12 protein-coding genes are annotated in these 14,539 nt (G+C 72.4%); 7 read left to right on the plus strand and 5 right to left on the minus strand.

The window, feature by feature from the left end:
- Nucleotides 1–14: 14 nt before the first annotated feature.
- Both ACFY1U_RS17885 and ACFY1U_RS17890 read right to left on the minus strand, forming a co-directional pair.
- A complete protein-coding gene (locus tag ACFY1U_RS17885; RefSeq protein WP_390695044.1) occupies nt 15–482 on the minus strand; it encodes a hypothetical protein in 468 nt (155 codons plus the stop codon).
- Nucleotides 483–568: 86 nt separating this feature from the next.
- Entirely contained in the window at nt 569–1,438 is an 870-nt protein-coding gene (locus ACFY1U_RS17890; RefSeq protein WP_390695045.1) for a bifunctional DNA primase/polymerase, read from the minus strand.
- Nucleotides 1,439–1,771: 333 nt separating this feature from the next.
- Between ACFY1U_RS17890 and ACFY1U_RS17895 the strand changes: the two genes are divergently transcribed.
- From ACFY1U_RS17895 to ACFY1U_RS17920, 6 genes are all read left to right on the plus strand, one after another.
- On the plus strand, nt 1,772–2,083 hold the full coding sequence (locus ACFY1U_RS17895) for a hypothetical protein (protein ID WP_390695046.1): 312 nt from the start codon (nt 1,772–1,774) through the stop codon (nt 2,081–2,083).
- Between the two features lie 180 nt (nt 2,084–2,263).
- On the plus strand, nt 2,264–3,175 hold the full coding sequence (locus ACFY1U_RS17900; protein WP_390695047.1) for a bifunctional MaoC family dehydratase N-terminal/OB-fold nucleic acid binding domain-containing protein: 912 nt from the start codon (nt 2,264–2,266) through the stop codon (nt 3,173–3,175).
- The gene (locus ACFY1U_RS17905; RefSeq protein ID WP_390695048.1) at nt 3,172–3,588 is read left to right on the plus strand and encodes a MaoC family dehydratase; all 417 of its coding nucleotides are present in this window, start codon (nt 3,172–3,174) and stop codon (nt 3,586–3,588) included. Before ACFY1U_RS17900 ends, ACFY1U_RS17905 begins: the two co-directional genes overlap by 4 nt.
- Complete coding sequence (locus ACFY1U_RS17910) at nt 3,585–4,751, plus strand: lipid-transfer protein (RefSeq protein ID WP_390695049.1); 1,167 nt, start codon at nt 3,585–3,587, stop codon at nt 4,749–4,751. Before ACFY1U_RS17905 ends, ACFY1U_RS17910 begins: the two co-directional genes overlap by 4 nt.
- A 181-nt stretch (nt 4,752–4,932) precedes the next feature.
- The gene (locus ACFY1U_RS17915; protein WP_390695050.1) at nt 4,933–5,490 is read left to right on the plus strand and encodes a SigE family RNA polymerase sigma factor; all 558 of its coding nucleotides are present in this window, start codon (nt 4,933–4,935) and stop codon (nt 5,488–5,490) included.
- Nucleotides 5,491–5,627: 137 nt separating this feature from the next.
- On the plus strand, nt 5,628–7,304 hold the full coding sequence (locus tag ACFY1U_RS17920) for a long-chain fatty acid--CoA ligase (RefSeq protein ID WP_390695051.1): 1,677 nt from the start codon (nt 5,628–5,630) through the stop codon (nt 7,302–7,304).
- Between the two features lie 338 nt (nt 7,305–7,642).
- Here the strand turns inward: ACFY1U_RS17920 and ACFY1U_RS17925 are convergent, their stop codons facing one another.
- On the minus strand, nt 7,643–8,839 hold the full coding sequence (locus tag ACFY1U_RS17925) for an MFS transporter (RefSeq protein WP_390695052.1): 1,197 nt from the start codon (nt 8,837–8,839) through the stop codon (nt 7,643–7,645).
- Between the two features lie 160 nt (nt 8,840–8,999).
- Between ACFY1U_RS17925 and ACFY1U_RS17930 the strand changes: the two genes are divergently transcribed.
- A complete protein-coding gene (locus ACFY1U_RS17930; RefSeq protein WP_390695053.1) occupies nt 9,000–9,578 on the plus strand; it encodes a TetR family transcriptional regulator in 579 nt (192 codons plus the stop codon).
- A 13-nt stretch (nt 9,579–9,591) separates the two neighbouring features.
- Here the strand turns inward: ACFY1U_RS17930 and ACFY1U_RS17935 are convergent, their stop codons facing one another.
- On the minus strand, nt 9,592–13,632 hold the full coding sequence (locus ACFY1U_RS17935) for a PAS domain-containing protein (protein WP_390695054.1): 4,041 nt from the start codon (nt 13,630–13,632) through the stop codon (nt 9,592–9,594).
- Between the two features lie 280 nt (nt 13,633–13,912).
- A complete protein-coding gene (locus ACFY1U_RS17940; protein ID WP_390695055.1) occupies nt 13,913–14,374 on the minus strand; it encodes an SSI family serine proteinase inhibitor in 462 nt (153 codons plus the stop codon).
- Between the last annotated feature and the right edge of the window lie 165 nt (nt 14,375–14,539).

The raw sequence follows: 14,539 nt of genomic DNA on the forward strand, positions 1-14,539 counted from the left end.
GCCGGACCGGCCGGCTAAAGCTCGCAGTCCCGCGCCAGCCCCTCCCAGTCCACCCCCCGCAACGAGCCCTCCGCGTCGCACTCGCACGGCAGCCGGGCGGTCGGCTGGAACCAGATGACCGTCAGGGCCGAGTGGTACAGGACCGGGTCGTGGGACGGGTCCAGTGCCGAGGAGCGGAAGGAGCCGACGCAGGCGACGGACGGCAGGATCTCCACGGGGCCGAAGGCCCCCGCGTACTGGTCCGGGTATGCACGCGGCGGTGGGACGAGGTGGACCGGGGTGGCGGGGGACGTGCGTGCGGCGGTGCTGAGCAGGCCCTCGATCACCATGTCGTTGACCGGCTTGCAGGGGTAGCCCGGGAAGTCCTCCGGCATTTCGCCGTAGGTCGACGACAGCCGCAGCTCGGCGAGGTCGACCGAGCGGCCGGAGGAGAGGACCACGCGGGCCAGCGACATGGTCCGCGCTCTCGGGCGGTCGTGCATGGACGTCCTCTGCTCAGGTGCTCACGTACTCAGGTGCTCAGGTGCTCAGGTGCTCAGGTGCTCACGTGCTCATGTCTTGTCCGGCCTCACGGCCGGTGCCCCGTCATCCGCGCGGCCGACGCGATCGTCGCCCGTGCCTCACGTTCCGACAGACCGGTGTTGAGTGCCGCGTCCAGTAAGGGCGCGAGCAGGGCCGGCCCGATGCCGTTCTCGTACGCGCGGCAGGCGGCCCAGAACAGGCGGGTGTTGCGCTGTCCCTCGTGCGCGGCGAGGACGAACTGGACGAGGCCCTGGCCGTGGTCGCCGGCCGACGGGTGCGTCGAGGGGTGGACCGGGCGTGGCGGCGGCAGCAGGAGGCGCAGGAGGGCGGGTGGGCAGGCGGCGGGTGCGAGATGGGCCGTACCGGGCGCCGTCGTATAGACGCCGTGGTCGGTGCGGGAGCCGGGGCCGACGAGGTAGCCGCCCGCGCCGCGGATGTCGATGCCGGGGGCGAGGCGGCCGGCGGAGTTGGGGACGGCGGCGTCGGGCGGGCCGCTCAGCCAGAGGTGGCGGCCGCCGCTGGGGGTGAGGACGACGACCGTCTCGGGGATCGTGAAGAGGTGGCGCAGGGCGAGTTCGCGCAGGGCCGCCGAGGAGTCCGTACCGGATTTCGTGTCGAGGTCGACGCCGATCAGATGGTGGGGCGGAAGGCCGCAGGCGATGCCGTAGCCGGTCGCCCAGGGGGCCGCGGCGAACAGTTCGCGGATGCGTGCCGGGTCGGTCGAGGCGTCGTACACCCCGTGTCCGAGGCGGCCGCACTCGCCGTGGCAGGGCTGGGGGTCGGGGTCGTCGTGGTGGGGGGAGCGCAGGGCCGGAAGTTTCGTCCGAGACAGGGGAATGACGGCCAGTCCGCGCTCGGCGGCTGACAGGGCGTGTGCGAGGGCCAGCGTCGTGGCCTGCCGGTCTGTGGTGGCCATGCCTCCATGTTCGTACACGCGTTCGAAAAAAGGAAGAGGGGCCGGGCTCGACGCGCCCGGGCGTGGAGGTTGGCCGGAAAAGTGCCGGGTCGCTGCACCCCTTGCGGCGCTTGGGGTGGAGGTGCCCGGACTGTCCTGGCCTGGGCGTTGGAAGTGGCGATAGGGGTTTATCGACTTGTCGTAGCACTTGAGGAGGAATCGTGCGTTCCGGTGTGGTTCGCCGGGGATTCGGTGGGCAACCCTGATCGTGCGACGTCGTGCACAGCACCGAGGTGGTCGGCCAACTGCCTTGGAATCAGCCGTACTTCACGTTGGTGTTCTTGGAGGAACAACATGGCAAGCATCCGTACCGCCCGCGTCATCGCCGCCGTCTCCGCCCTTCCGCTGGCAGCCGCACTGTTCGCCGGCGTCGCGGCGGCGGACAACGGCGCCATCGCGGACAACGGATCGAACGCGGGTGTCGCAAGCGCCGTCGGCAGCGGTGTCGGAGACGACAACAACGGCAACTCCTCGACCACACAGCAGAACGCGGTCGGCTCCGGGGCCTCGAACCAGAGCAACACCGCGCAGGTCAAGGGCTCCGCGTTCACGGCCGTCAACCAGGGGAACAAGAACGTGGCCATCAACTTCACCGAACTGTGGTGAGCCGGCTCCCCTGACCCGAAGGGTCAGGGTGTGCGCTGGGGTGCAAGGGCGTCTGTGCGGCGGTGCTTCGGTGCCGCCGCGCAGGCGTTTTCGCGTGCCGGACAACGACCTTGACAGTGGGCCTTATCTGACGGACAGTCAGAAACTCTGGCGGGCACAGGAGACGGCGAGGGGGCGACGGTGAGCGAGGACGAGCTGGGGGCGCGGCTCAAGGCCTACGAGGGGCGGCGCGCCGCCGTGTCCGGCAGAGGCAGGGATCCCGTCAACGCGCCCATGATCCGGCACTGGTGCGAGGCGATGGGAGACACCAATCCGGCCTATGCGGGCCCCGAGGCCATAGCTCCTCCCACCATGCTCCAGGCCTGGACCATGGGCGGCCTCTCCGGCCACGAGGGACGCACAGGGGACTACGACGAACTGCTCACCCTGCTCGACGAGGCGGGCTGCACCTCCGTCGTCGCCACCGACTGCGAGCAGGAGTACCTGCGGCCCCTGCGTCCCGGGGACGAGATCACCTTCGACACGGTGATCGAGTCGGTGTCCGAGCGGAAGACGACGAAGCTGGGCACGGGGTACTTCGTCACGACGCGGACGGACGTCCGGGCGGGCCACGCCCTCGTGGGCACGCACCGCTTCCGGATCCTCAAATACGCCCCCGCACGCCGCAGGAAGCCCGAGCAGCCCGCCCGGCGCCCGCGCCCCGTCGTCAACCGTGACAACGCCGGCTTCTGGGAGGGAGTCGAGCACCACCGGCTGCTCATCCAGCGCTGCACCGGCTGCGCGACCCTCCGCTTCCCCTGGCTGCCGGGCTGCAACCAGTGCGGCGGCCCGGACTGGGACACGGTCGAGGCGAGCGGCGAGGGCACGGTGTACTCGTACGTCGTCATGCACCACCCGCCCTTCCCGGCCTTCTCCCCGCCCTACGCGGTCGCCCTCATCGAACTCGCCGAGGGCGTGCGGATGATCAGCGACGTGGTCGGAGTGCCCTACGACAAGGTGCGCATCGGAATGCCCGTACGGCTCGAATTCCAGGTGTACGACGAGGAGTTGGTGCTGCCGGTGTTCCGCGCCCGGGAGGAGGAGGCCGTATGAGGGCCGGTGAGAAGCTGCCGCCGCTGGAGATCCCGATCACCCGCACCCTGATCGTCGCCGGCGCCATCGCCTCCCGCGACTACCAGGACGTGCACCACGACGCCGAGCTGGCCCGGCAGAAGGGCTCCCCGGACATCTTCATGAACATCCTGACGACGAACGGCCTGGTCGGCCGCTACATCACCGACCACTTCGGCCCGACGGCGGTCCTGCGCAAGGTGGCCATTCGGCTGGGAGCGCCCAACTATCCGGGGGACACGATGGTGTTGACGGGCACGGTGGAGAAGGTCGTCGAGCAGGCCGAAGGCGACACGGCGACGGTCCGGGTGGTGGGGGCGAACGGCATCGGCAGCCATGTCACGGGCACGGTGACGGTCACCGTCCCCGCGAAGGCCCCCGAGGGTGCCGGATGAGCGTCCGCGCCCGGGACGGCCTCGGCGGACGGGCCGCGATCGTCGGCATCGGCGCCACGGAGTTCTCCAAGGACTCGGGGCGCAGCGAGCTGCGGCTGGCCGTGGAGGCGGTGCGGGCCGCGCTGGACGACGCCGGGCTGACCCCCGGGGACGTGGACGGACTGGTCACGTTCACGATGGACACCAGCCCGGAGATCACCGTGGCCCAGGCCTGCGGGATGGGCGAACTGTCCTTCTTCTCCCGCATCCACTACGGCGGCGGCGCGGCCTGTGCGACCGTCCAGCAGGCGGCGCTCGCGGTGGCGACGGGCATCGCGGAGGTCGTGGTCTGCTACCGCGCGTTCAACGAGAGGTCGGGCCGCCGCTTCGGCTCCGGGGTGCAGCACCGGGAGCCGTCCGCGGAGGGCGCGGCACTCGGCTGGTCACTGCCGTTCGGGCTGCTGACCCCGGCGTCCTGGGTGGCGATGGCCGCGCAGCGGTATCTGCACACCCACGGACTGACCCCGGAGGCGTTCGGGCAGGTGGCGGTGGTCGACCGCAAGTACGCGGCGACGAACCCGGCGGCGTACTTCCACGGCCGCCCGATCACCCTCGCCGATCACGCGGCCTCGCGCTGGATCGTCGAGCCGCTCAGACTCCTGGACTGCTGCCAGGAGACCGACGGCGGCCAGGCGATCGTCGTCACCTCCGTGGAGCGGGCCCGCGATCTGCCCCGTCCGCCGGCCGTCATAGCGGCGGCGGCCCAGGGCGCGGGCCGCGCGCAGGAGCAGATGACGAGCTTCTACCGCGACGACCTGACCGGCCTGCCGGAGATGGGCGTGGTCGCCCGGCAGCTGTGGCGCACCTCCGGGCTGACGCCGGCCGACATGGACGTGGCGATCCTGTACGACCACTTCACGCCGTTCGTGCTGATGCAGCTGGAGGAGTTCGGGTTCTGCGGGAAAGGGGAGGCGGCGGACTTCGTGGCCGGGGAGTCGCTGCCGATCAACACGCATGGAGGGCAGCTCGGGGAGGCCTACCTCCATGGGATGAACGGCGTGGCGGAAGGGGTGCGCCAGCTGCGCGGGACGGCTGCGAACCGCATACCGGGGGCGGGGCGGGTCCTGGTCACCGCAGGCACCGGCGTGCCCACATCCGGCCTGGTCCTGACCGCGGACGGCTGAGCGGTCGGGTCCGGGGGGCCCGGGTCGCCGGGCGGCCCCCGGGGGTCATCCCGCAGTACCCCGGGGCCGCTCGTCCACCTACAGGAGGTGCAGCTGCCTCCACCCCTACAACCTGAGGGGGACTCGGCTTCGGGACCTGCGGCCGATGAGCCGGAGGCACCCCCGCTCATAGCGTGGAGCCATGACCACACCCGTCTGCACCAGTGCCTCGACTGCCGCCACGCCGGCGGCGCAGACCCTCCCGTATCCGTCGTTCGCCTCGTACGTCAGGGCCCGGCAGCCGGTGCTGCTGCGTGCGGCCCGGTCGCTGACCGCGAACCCGAGCGACGCGGAGGACCTGCTGCAGACCGCGCTCACCAAGACGTATGTCGCCTGGGAGCGGATCGAGGACCACCGTGCGCTCGACGGCTATGTGCGCCGGGCGCTGCTGAACACGCGCACCTCGCAGTGGCGCAAGCGCAGGGTCGACGAGTTCGTGTGCGAGGAGCTGCCCGAGCCGGAGCCGGTGCCCGGCGGGGACGACCCGGCCGAGCAGCAGGCCCTGCACGACGCGATGTGGCGGGCGATCATGAAGCTGCCCGCCCGGCAGCGGGCGATGGTCGTCCTCAGGTATTACGAGGACCTCAGCGAGGTCCAGACGGCCGAGGTGCTGGGCGTGTCGGTGGGGACGGTGAAGTCGGCGGTGTCGCGTGCGCTGGGCAAGCTGCGCGAGGATCCCGAGCTGGGGCTTGTGCGGTAATGCGGCTGCCTGGTGCCCGTCGGGAGCCGACCTGGTGGCAATTGGTGGCCGACGTGACGCGATCGATCACCGGCACCTAGTGACATACCACGCGGTACGTGCGCAGAATCAGCGCAACCCTTACCGCCGCGTAGGCAATGTCGCCACGGGAGGCCACCGTGCTGAGCACGATGCAGGACGTACCGCTGCTGATCTCGAGGATCCTGACCCACGGGTCGACCGTCCACGGGACATCGCAGGTGACCACCTGGACCGGGGAGGGCGAGCCGCACCGCCGCTCCTTCGCCGAGATCGGAGCCCGCGCGGCCCAGCTCGCGCATGCTCTGCGCGAGGAGCTCGGGGTCGCGGACGCCGACCGGGTGGCGACCCTCGCCTGGAACAACGCCGAGCATGTCGAGGCCTACTTCGCGATCCCCTCCATGGGTGCGGTGCTGCACACGCTCAACCTCCGCCTCCCGGCCGAGCAGCTGGTGTGGATCGTCAACCACGCGGCCGACAAGGTCGTCATCGTCAACGGCTCGCTGCTGCCGCTGCTCGCCCCGCTGCTGCCGAAGCTGCCCACGATCGAGCACGTCGTCGTCACCGGCCCCGGTGACCGCTCCCTCCTGGAGGGCGCCCGTCCCCAGGTCCACGAGTACGAGGACCTGCTCGCGGACCGGCCGACCACCTACGACTGGCCGGAGCTGGACGAACGCCAGGCCGCCGCCATGTGCTACACCTCCGGCACCACGGGCGACCCCAAGGGCGTGGTCTACAGCCACCGTTCGATCTATCTGCACTCCATGCAGGTCAACATGGCCCAGTCGATGGGCCTGACCGACCAGGACACCTCGCTCGTGGTGGTCCCGCAGTTCCACGTCAACGCCTGGGGCCTGCCGCACGCCACCTTCATGACCGGCGTCAACCTGCTGATGCCGGACCGCTTCCTGCAGCCGGCGCCGCTCGCCGAGATGATCGAGTCCGAGCGCCCGACCCATGCGGCGGCCGTCCCCACCATCTGGCAGGGCCTGCTCGCCGAGCTGACCGCCAAGCCGCGTGACGTCTCCTCCCTCACCCAGGTGACCATCGGCGGCTCGGCCTGTCCGCCCTCCCTCATGGAGGCCTTCGACAAGCTGGGCATGCGGGTCTGTCACGCCTGGGGCATGACCGAGACCTCCCCGCTCGGCACGATCGCCCGCCCGCCGGCCCATGCGGTCGGCACCGAGGAGGAGTTCGCGTACCGACTGACCCAGGGCCGTTTCCCGGCCGGCGTCGAGGCCCGCCTCAGTGGCCCCGGCGGCGAGCGTCTCCCCTGGGACGGCGAGTCCGCCGGCGAGCTGGAGGTCCGCGGCAACTGGATCGCGGGCGCCTACTACAACGGCGCCGATGGCGAACCCCTGCGTCCGGCCGACAAGTTCAGCGAGGACGGCTGGCTGAAGACGGGGGACGTCGGGACGATCTCCCCCGAGGGCTTCCTCACCCTCACCGACCGCGCCAAGGACGTCATCAAGTCCGGCGGCGAGTGGATCTCCTCCGTCGACCTCGAGAACGCCCTGATGTCCCACCCGGCCGTCGCCGAGGCAGCCGTGGTCGCCGTCCCCGACGAGAAGTGGGGCGAACGGCCGCTGGCCACGGTCGTGTTGAAGGAGGGCTCCACCGCCGACTTCGAGACCCTGCGCGCCTTCCTCGCCGACGAGGGCCGCATCGCCAGGTGGCAGCTCCCGGAGCGCTGGACGATCATCGAGGCGGTGCCGAAGACGAGCGTGGGCAAGTTCGACAAGAAGGTGCTGCGCAGGCAGTACGCGGAGGGCGCACTGGACGTCACCAAGCTCTGAGCGGCGGCCGAACTTGTCGTGGGGCGGTCCGGCGCGTCGTAACCCCGCTGTGCAGTGGGGCCGTGGCGGTGTCGAGGTGCGGCAGGACCTGGAAGTTGGGCAGGTGGCGGCCCCTGCGGGACCTGCTCCTGGTCCGCCGCGTCCTCGGCCCCGAGTTCCTGCTGTGCTGCGCGCAGACCGTGTCGATGGGACCGCCGCAGCCGGATCTCCTGGTCATCGGCGGTCGCCAGGCCGGACCCGTCGCGCGGCGGTCCAGCCACGTGGTGCGGCGGCCTGGCACCGTAGTGTGGCGCTCTGGCACCGCCGTACGAAGGTCCGGCACTGCCGTACGACGACTCTCACCGCCGTACGGCGGTAGCCCCCCACCCCAGCACCAGCCACAGCCCCGCCACCGCGCACACCCCGCTCCAGCCCCAGTGGCCGAAGGCGAGGCCGGCCAGGGCCGAGGCGGTGGCGCCGCCGGCGAAGCCTGCGACGACGTAGGCGCTGTTGGCGGTGGCCGGAGCCGAGGTGGTGGTGAGGGCGAGGGTCTGGTTGGCGACGTGGGAGGCGACCAGGGCCGCGTGGACGGCGACCGCGGCGACGAACAGGGCGGCGATCATGTGCCCGCCCAGCCAGAAAAGCGGCACGGACACGGCGGCGAGCAGATACGCGGACCGTACGACCTTGGCGGCGCCGAAGCGGTCGACCAGTCCGCCGGCCAGGGGCGCCACCGCGCTCGCGGCGAGCCCGAAGAGGCCGAACAGACCGGCGGTCGCGGTGGACAGTCCGTAGGACTCGCCGGTCAGCAGCAGGGCGAGCGAGGTCCACAGTGCGCTCCAGGAGCCGTACATCCCCGCCTGGCGTACGCACGCGCGCCACAGGTCCGGCGAGTGGCGCACGACGGACGGCATGGCGGCGAGGCCCGAGAAGAGCGAACCCTGGCGGCGGGGCGTCTCCGCGGGGAGGACGCGCGCGGTCGCGAGACCCAGTACGGCGGTCAGTGCCGCCGCGCCCACGAAGGCCGTCCGCCAGCCGAAGGCCTGACCGACCAGACCGCCGAGCACGCGCGCGGCCACGATCCCGGCGAACAGGCCGGAGATGACGGCGGCGACATGGCGGGCGCGGCGGTCGGCGGGAGCGCGCGCGGCGACCAGGGGGACGAGGAGCTGGGGGACCACCGTGGCCGCGGAGGCGACCAGCACGGCGGCCGCGAGCGCGGTCGTCCCTGCGGCTGTGGCGCCGACCACCAGGGCCGCGGCGGTGACCAGGGACAGGACGGCGACCAGCCGACGCCGGTTCACGCTGTCGCCGAGCGGGGCGAAGAAGAGCAGGCCGGCCGCGTAGCCGAACTGCGCGACCGAGGCGATCCAGGCGACCCCCGAGGGGGTCGAGCCGAAGTCGTGGGCGATGAGGGGGAGCAGGGGCGCCGCGAGATAGATGTTGGCGGCCGTGACGGCGGTGCAGAGGGCGATGAGGGGCAGGAACAGGCGTGATGCGCCCGCCGGCGCCGGAGCGGCGGTCCGGACCGGCTGCGCTGCGGTGGTGGAGGACATGAGCGGACGGACTCCTTCGAGTTCCTTCGAGTTCCTTCGGGTTCTTCGAGCCAGCTCCAACAACTAACTGGTTGGTTGGAAGGAGAACACCGTGCACCTCCCTCCGATTCCCTGTCAACCAAATAGTTGGTTACCGGTCGCCGAGCGGTACCCTGCCCCCATGGCAGTCAGAGACCCCGAGGCCACCAGGGCCCGGATCTTCGAGGCGGCGGTCGCCGAGTTCGCCGCCCGCGGCATCGCGGGCGCCCGCATCGACCGCATCGCCGCCGCGGCCAAGGCCAACAAGCAGCTGATCTACGCCTACTTCGGCAACAAGGCGGAGCTGTTCACCCAGGTCCTGGGGAAGGTCATGCTCGACCTGGCCGCAGCCGTCCCCGTCGACCCGGACGACATCGAGGGCTGGATCGACCGCCTGATGGACTACCACGAGACCCACCCCGAGGTGCTGCGCCTGCTCTTCTGGGAGGGTCTCGAATACGGCACCACCGACCTGCCGGACGAGGCCGAACGCCAGGAGCACTACCGCCGCAAGGTGGCGACCCTGCAGGACGGCCAGGCCCGCGGCGTCATCACCGACGCCATCCCACCCCGCGACCTGCTCCTTCTGCTGACCGCGCTGGCCAACTGGGCCGTCGTCGTCCCGCAGATGCGCCGCATCCTCGCGGGCACCGGCGACACCGACCGCGACCGCCTGCGCGCCTCGATCAAGGAGGCGGCACGCAGGCTCGTCGCGAAGTAGCCCCAGCCGAGGGCTAGTTGGTCCCGATCCGCGACAGCAGATCGACGATCCGGCTCTGCACCTCGGCGCTCGTGGACCGCTCGGCGAGGAACAGGACGGTCTCGCCGGAGGCCAGCCGCGGCAGGTCGGCCTGGTCGACGGCGGCGGTGTAGACGACCAGCGGGGTGCGGTTGAGCTGGCCGTTCGCCCGCAGCCAGTCGATGATCCCGGCCTGGCGGCGGTGCACCTGCATCAGGTCCATCACCACCAGGTTGGGCCGCAGCTGCCCCGCCAGTGTCACCGCGTCCGCGTCGCTCGCGGCCCGCGCCACCTGCATCCCGCGCCGCTCCAGCGTCGCGGTCAGGGCCAGCGCGATCTCCGCGTGCTCCTCGATCAGCAGCACCCGCGGCGGATGCTGCTCGCTGTCCCGCGGCGCGAGCGCCTTCAGGAGTACGGCGGGGTCGGCGCCGTACGCCGCCTCGCGCGTCGCCTGCCCGAGCCCCGCGGTCACCATGATCGGCACCTCGGACGCCACCGCCGCCTGCCGCAGCGACTGCAGCGCGGTCCGCGTGATCGGCCCGGTCAGGGGGTCCACGAACAGCGCCGCGGGGAAGGCGGCGATCTGCGCGTCGACCTCCTCGCGCGACTGCACGATCACCGGCCGGTAGCCGCGGTCGCTCAGCGCCTGCTGGGTCGTCACGTCCGGCGCGGGCCACACCAGCAGCCGCCGCGGGTTGTCGAGCGGCTCCGGCGGCAGCTCGTCGTCCATCGGCACCGGACGCGGGGTGTCCGCGATCTCCACGGCCCCACCGGGACCGTCCAGCGGCTCCGGCCCTTCGGCCGCGTTCTCGTCCGGCGCCCCTATGGCGTACGACCGCCCGGTGCCCTCGGTCACCTGAGCCAGCCGCGACTGCCCGGCCAGCGACGGCTGAGGCTGCGCCGGCACGGGCGTCTGTTCGGCTGCCGGGTGCGGACGGGCCGCCTGCTCCGGGGCCGCCGCGACAGCGGGCTCGGTCCGCGTGCCCAGCTTGCGACGCCGGCCGGAACCGCTCGGGTTGTGCGGCGCGGGCGTGGCCGACGGCTGCTGCACCTGCGCGGCCTGCCGCGTGAACGGCACCCCCTGGCCCAGCGTCCGGACGCTGATCGCCTGGCCCTGCGTGGAGTTCGGGTCGACGGGGGCGGCCGGTGCGGCGGCTGCTTCGGCGGGGAGCGGCTGGGCGGGACCTGCCGGTGCCGCGGTGGCCTCCGGAGGGAGCGGGGTGCCGGGGGCCGGGGTGGACTGGCCGGGGGCCGCCTCCACGGGCGCCGCGGGAAGCGGCTGAGCGGCGGCGGCCGGTGCGGCCTGCTGCACCGGCACCCCCTGCCCTGCGGTCTGTCCGCCGGCCTCCTGCGCCCCGGGCTGCGCCACGGCACGGCGACGGCGGCCCGTCGGCGCACTGGTGGGGTGCGGCTGCGGAGGAGTGTGGTCGCCGGACTGGTCGTGCGGAACGGCATCGTGCCGGCCGTCGTCGACCAGAGCGTCACCGGAAGCATCCTGGCCGCCCTGCCCGGGGACCTGCGGCTGCCCGGGGACGGGCGGCTGCCCGATGACCTGCGGCTGCCCGGGGACGGGCGGCTGCCCGATGACCTGCGGCTGTCCGGGAACCTGGGGCTGGACAGGAACCGGAACCGGCGCCTGCCCCTGCGTGGGTACGGATGCCTGCCCAGACACCGGCACCTGCCCCTGCGCACCTGCCGCGGGGACCCGGTCCGCCTCCGCCGGCGGCAGGGCGAACACCGAACGCGGCGCCGCCTCCTGCGCGGCGGCGCGGTCGTTCGCGGCGGCCAGGGCCCGGCGGCGGCGCCCGGTCGGCTCGGCGTTCTCGGCGTTCTGCGCGGCCACGGCCTGGCCGGACTGGACCGACTGTTCGGCCGACGTGGGGCCCGCGGGCAGCGCCGCGGGCAGGGCGGGCTGCTCGCCGCCGTCCCGTCGGGCACGCCGGCCGCCGGGCGCGGGCACGCCCTGCGGCGGAACCGTCCCGCCCAGTCCCGTAGCGACGGCCGCGGTCCCGGCGCCGTGCTCGCCGGCCATGACGACGGCACCCTCGGCGACCCCGTCACCGGCGCCCTCGGCCGACCGCCCGCGCCGCCGCCCGGTACCACCGGAAAGCTCCAGCGCACCCGCGGCCGAGGCCGCGGCGGCCGCCGACTCCTCGACCGCGCGCCTGCGCCGCCGCCCGGTGGGCACACCGCCCTCCGCGTCACCGGCCTCCGCCGGGTCACCGGCGTCCTGCGGCTTCTCGCTCTCCAGGAACGCGTCGACGGAGGACCGCCGGCCACGCCGCCGCCCGCCACCGGAGGTCTGGTCGGAAGCGACACCCTCGTCGGACGCGGCACCCGAAACCTCGGCCGGGCCGTCGGCCGCGACGGCCCCGGCCCCACCCCCGATGGGCACCTCCAGCACATACGCGCTGCCGCTCATCCCGGGCACTTCGTGCGTCTGCAGCACACCGCCATGGGCCCGCACGATCCCGCGCACGATCGGCTCGTGCACCGGGTCTCCCCCGGCGTACGGCCCGCGCACCTCGATCCGTACGACCTCACCGCGCTGCGCGGCGGCCACGACGACCGTGTTGTCCATGTAACCGCCCGCCGACACGGGCGCGTTGCCGGTCGCGTCCACACCGGCGACGTCCGCGACCAGGTGGGCGAGCGCGCTCGCGAGGCGCTGCGGGTCGACCTCGGCCTCGATGGGCGGCGCGTGCACGGCGAACTGCACCCGGCCGGGGCCGATCAGCTCGACGGCCCCGTCGACACCGGCGGCGACCACCGCGTCGAGCATGACCTTCGTACGAGTGATCTGCTCGCTCCCGGCGTCGAGCAGCTGATAGCCGAGGACGTTGTCGATGAGGGTGGTGATCCGCGAGTAACCGGCCGACAGGTGGTGCAGCACCTGATTGGCCTCGGGCCACAGCTGCCCGGCGTCGTCGGCGGCGAGGGCGGCCAGCTCGCGCCGCAGCTCGTCCAGCGGTCCGCGCAGCGACCGGCCCAGCAGGGTCAGCAGCTGCTCGTGCCGCCCGGCAAGCGCCTCGTACCGGTCCTTCTCCCGCTCGCCGAGTGCGGCATACCGCTCCTCGCCCGCCGCGAGCTCCTCGTCGTGCTGCTCCTGCAGCGCCTCGATCTCGGTGATGTGCTTCTGGCGCAGTGCGGTGAGCTCGGAGGCGTGCTCCTCCTCGATCCGCTCCAGCTCCTCGGCGTGCCGCTTCTCGACGGCGGCCTTCTCCTGGGCGAGCGCGTCGTACGGCCGCCGGTCGGCGAAGGTCATCACGGCACCGACGAGCTGGTCCCCGTCGCGCACCGGAGCGGTGGTCAGATCAACGGAGACCTTGTCCCCGCCCTTGGAGAACAGCACCTGCCCGCGCACCCGGTGCTTGCGCCCGGAGCGCAGGGTGTCGGCGAGCGGGGACTCCTCGTACGGGAAGGGGGAACCGTCGGCCCGCGAGTGCAGCACGAGGGCGTGCAGCTCCTTGCCGCCGAGATCACTGGCCCGGTAACCCAGTATCTGGGCGGCGGCCGGATTGACGAGCACGATCCGCCCGTCCGTGTCGGTCCCGACCACACCCTCGGACGCGGCCCGCAGGATCATCTCGGTCTGCCGCTGCGAACGCGCCAGCTCGGCCTCGGTGTCCACGGTCCCGGTCAGGTCGCGCACGACGAGCATCAGCAGCTCGTCGCTGCCGTAGCCGTAACCGTCGTAGGCCTGCTGCCCGTTCTCGAGGTTGGCGCTGGTGACCTCGACGGGGAACTCCACCCCGTCGGTCCGCCGCGCGATCATCCGGGTGGGCTTGGTCCGCCCGGCGGGGTCCATGTGATCGGGCCGCCGCATGGACCCCGGGATCAGCTTGGAGTCGAACTGCGGCAGCAGATCGAGCAGTCCCCGACCCACCAGTGCGGTCCCGGGCGCTTCAAAGGCCTCGAGCGCGATCGTGTTCGCGTTGACGACGGTCCCATTGGCGTTGACCAGCACCAACGCATCGGGAAGCGCGTCGAGTATGGCTGCGAGGCGAGCAGCGCCTCGGGATGGCCTGCTGCTCACGAGACGCTTCCTCCCTGTTACCGCACCTTGCCGACCGCTCGGGCCATCTTGCCAACCGGCCCGCGACGTGTCACGCGAGGGAGTCTAAGGGCAGTGGTTGCGCTCGCGACGCCGGATGAGAGGGAGGTCGCACGACGAGTTGAAGTAGAACGTGTGCCCGCATCCTCTGGCCTGCGCAGGCTTCGCGAGACCTTCGCCAGACCCTTACGGAGTTCTGGGTTTCCCCGGGAAGAACCCTGTGCGAGTCCCTGCATCCGTTCGTCCCTTCATCCGTACGTCCCTACGGTTGTCCCTGGGGCCGCAGATCGGGCAGCAACGGCACGAGCCGGTCCCAGCGGCCGATCTGACATCCGTCGCTGCGGTCGTACGACGCGTCCACGGGCCGCCCGGCCCACCTTCCGGTGACATGCGCGGTGGCGGGCCCGCCGTACTGCATGGTGCAGACGCTGCCCTCCGGCACGGGCGCGAAGGTGTCCCTGCCCCACCGGGCGACCCGATCGAGCGTCTCGCACGCACCGCTGACATCGGGATGGTCGCCGCTTCCGGGATGGCAGTACAGCTCGAACGTCCCGTCCGTACCGTCGCCCGCGTGCCGGACGGTGACGGTGAGGTGGTCGCCGGCCCGGTCCTCGTCCTGTACGGGCGGCGGTGCGAGGGCGGGGCGGCCGACGTCGGCGTGGGCGACGGCGGGGACGACGGAGGCGGCGGCGGTGACGGCGACGGCGAGAATCCGAGCGAACATGACCTGCCTAACGCCCCACCGCCCCGGTCGGCACGGACACCTCGGCACGGACACCTCGGCACGGAGACCTCGGCGCGGACCGGAAGGGCTTTGCTCTGCGGCCTGCCTGCCTAGTACCGTGGGAGTCGATTGGTGACAGCACGCTCGACTGTGTCATCATCTGCA

Source organism: Streptomyces sp. NPDC001351, from assembly GCF_042896045.1.
In the GTDB taxonomy this organism is placed as follows: Bacteria; Actinomycetota; Actinomycetes; order Streptomycetales; family Streptomycetaceae; genus Streptomyces.

Coding starts and splice junctions, on each gene's coding strand:
- ACFY1U_RS17905 (WP_390695048.1), top strand. CDS start 3,172: ATGAGGGCCGGTGAGAAGCTGCCGCCGCTGGAGATCCCGATCACCCGC.
- ACFY1U_RS17925 (WP_390695052.1), bottom strand. CDS start 8,839: ATGTCCTCCACCACCGCAGCGCAGCCGGTCCGGACCGCCGCTCCGGCG.
- ACFY1U_RS17885 (WP_390695044.1), bottom strand. CDS start 482: ATGCACGACCGCCCGAGAGCGCGGACCATGTCGCTGGCCCGCGTGGTC.
- ACFY1U_RS17915 (WP_390695050.1), top strand. CDS start 4,933: ATGACCACACCCGTCTGCACCAGTGCCTCGACTGCCGCCACGCCGGCG.
- ACFY1U_RS17920 (WP_390695051.1), top strand. CDS start 5,628: ATGTCGCCACGGGAGGCCACCGTGCTGAGCACGATGCAGGACGTACCG.
- ACFY1U_RS17890 (WP_390695045.1), bottom strand. CDS start 1,438: ATGGCCACCACAGACCGGCAGGCCACGACGCTGGCCCTCGCACACGCC.
- ACFY1U_RS17910 (WP_390695049.1), top strand. CDS start 3,585: ATGAGCGTCCGCGCCCGGGACGGCCTCGGCGGACGGGCCGCGATCGTC.
- ACFY1U_RS17930 (WP_390695053.1), top strand. CDS start 9,000: ATGGCAGTCAGAGACCCCGAGGCCACCAGGGCCCGGATCTTCGAGGCG.
- ACFY1U_RS17895 (WP_390695046.1), top strand. CDS start 1,772: ATGGCAAGCATCCGTACCGCCCGCGTCATCGCCGCCGTCTCCGCCCTT.
- ACFY1U_RS17940 (WP_390695055.1), bottom strand. CDS start 14,374: ATGTTCGCTCGGATTCTCGCCGTCGCCGTCACCGCCGCCGCCTCCGTC.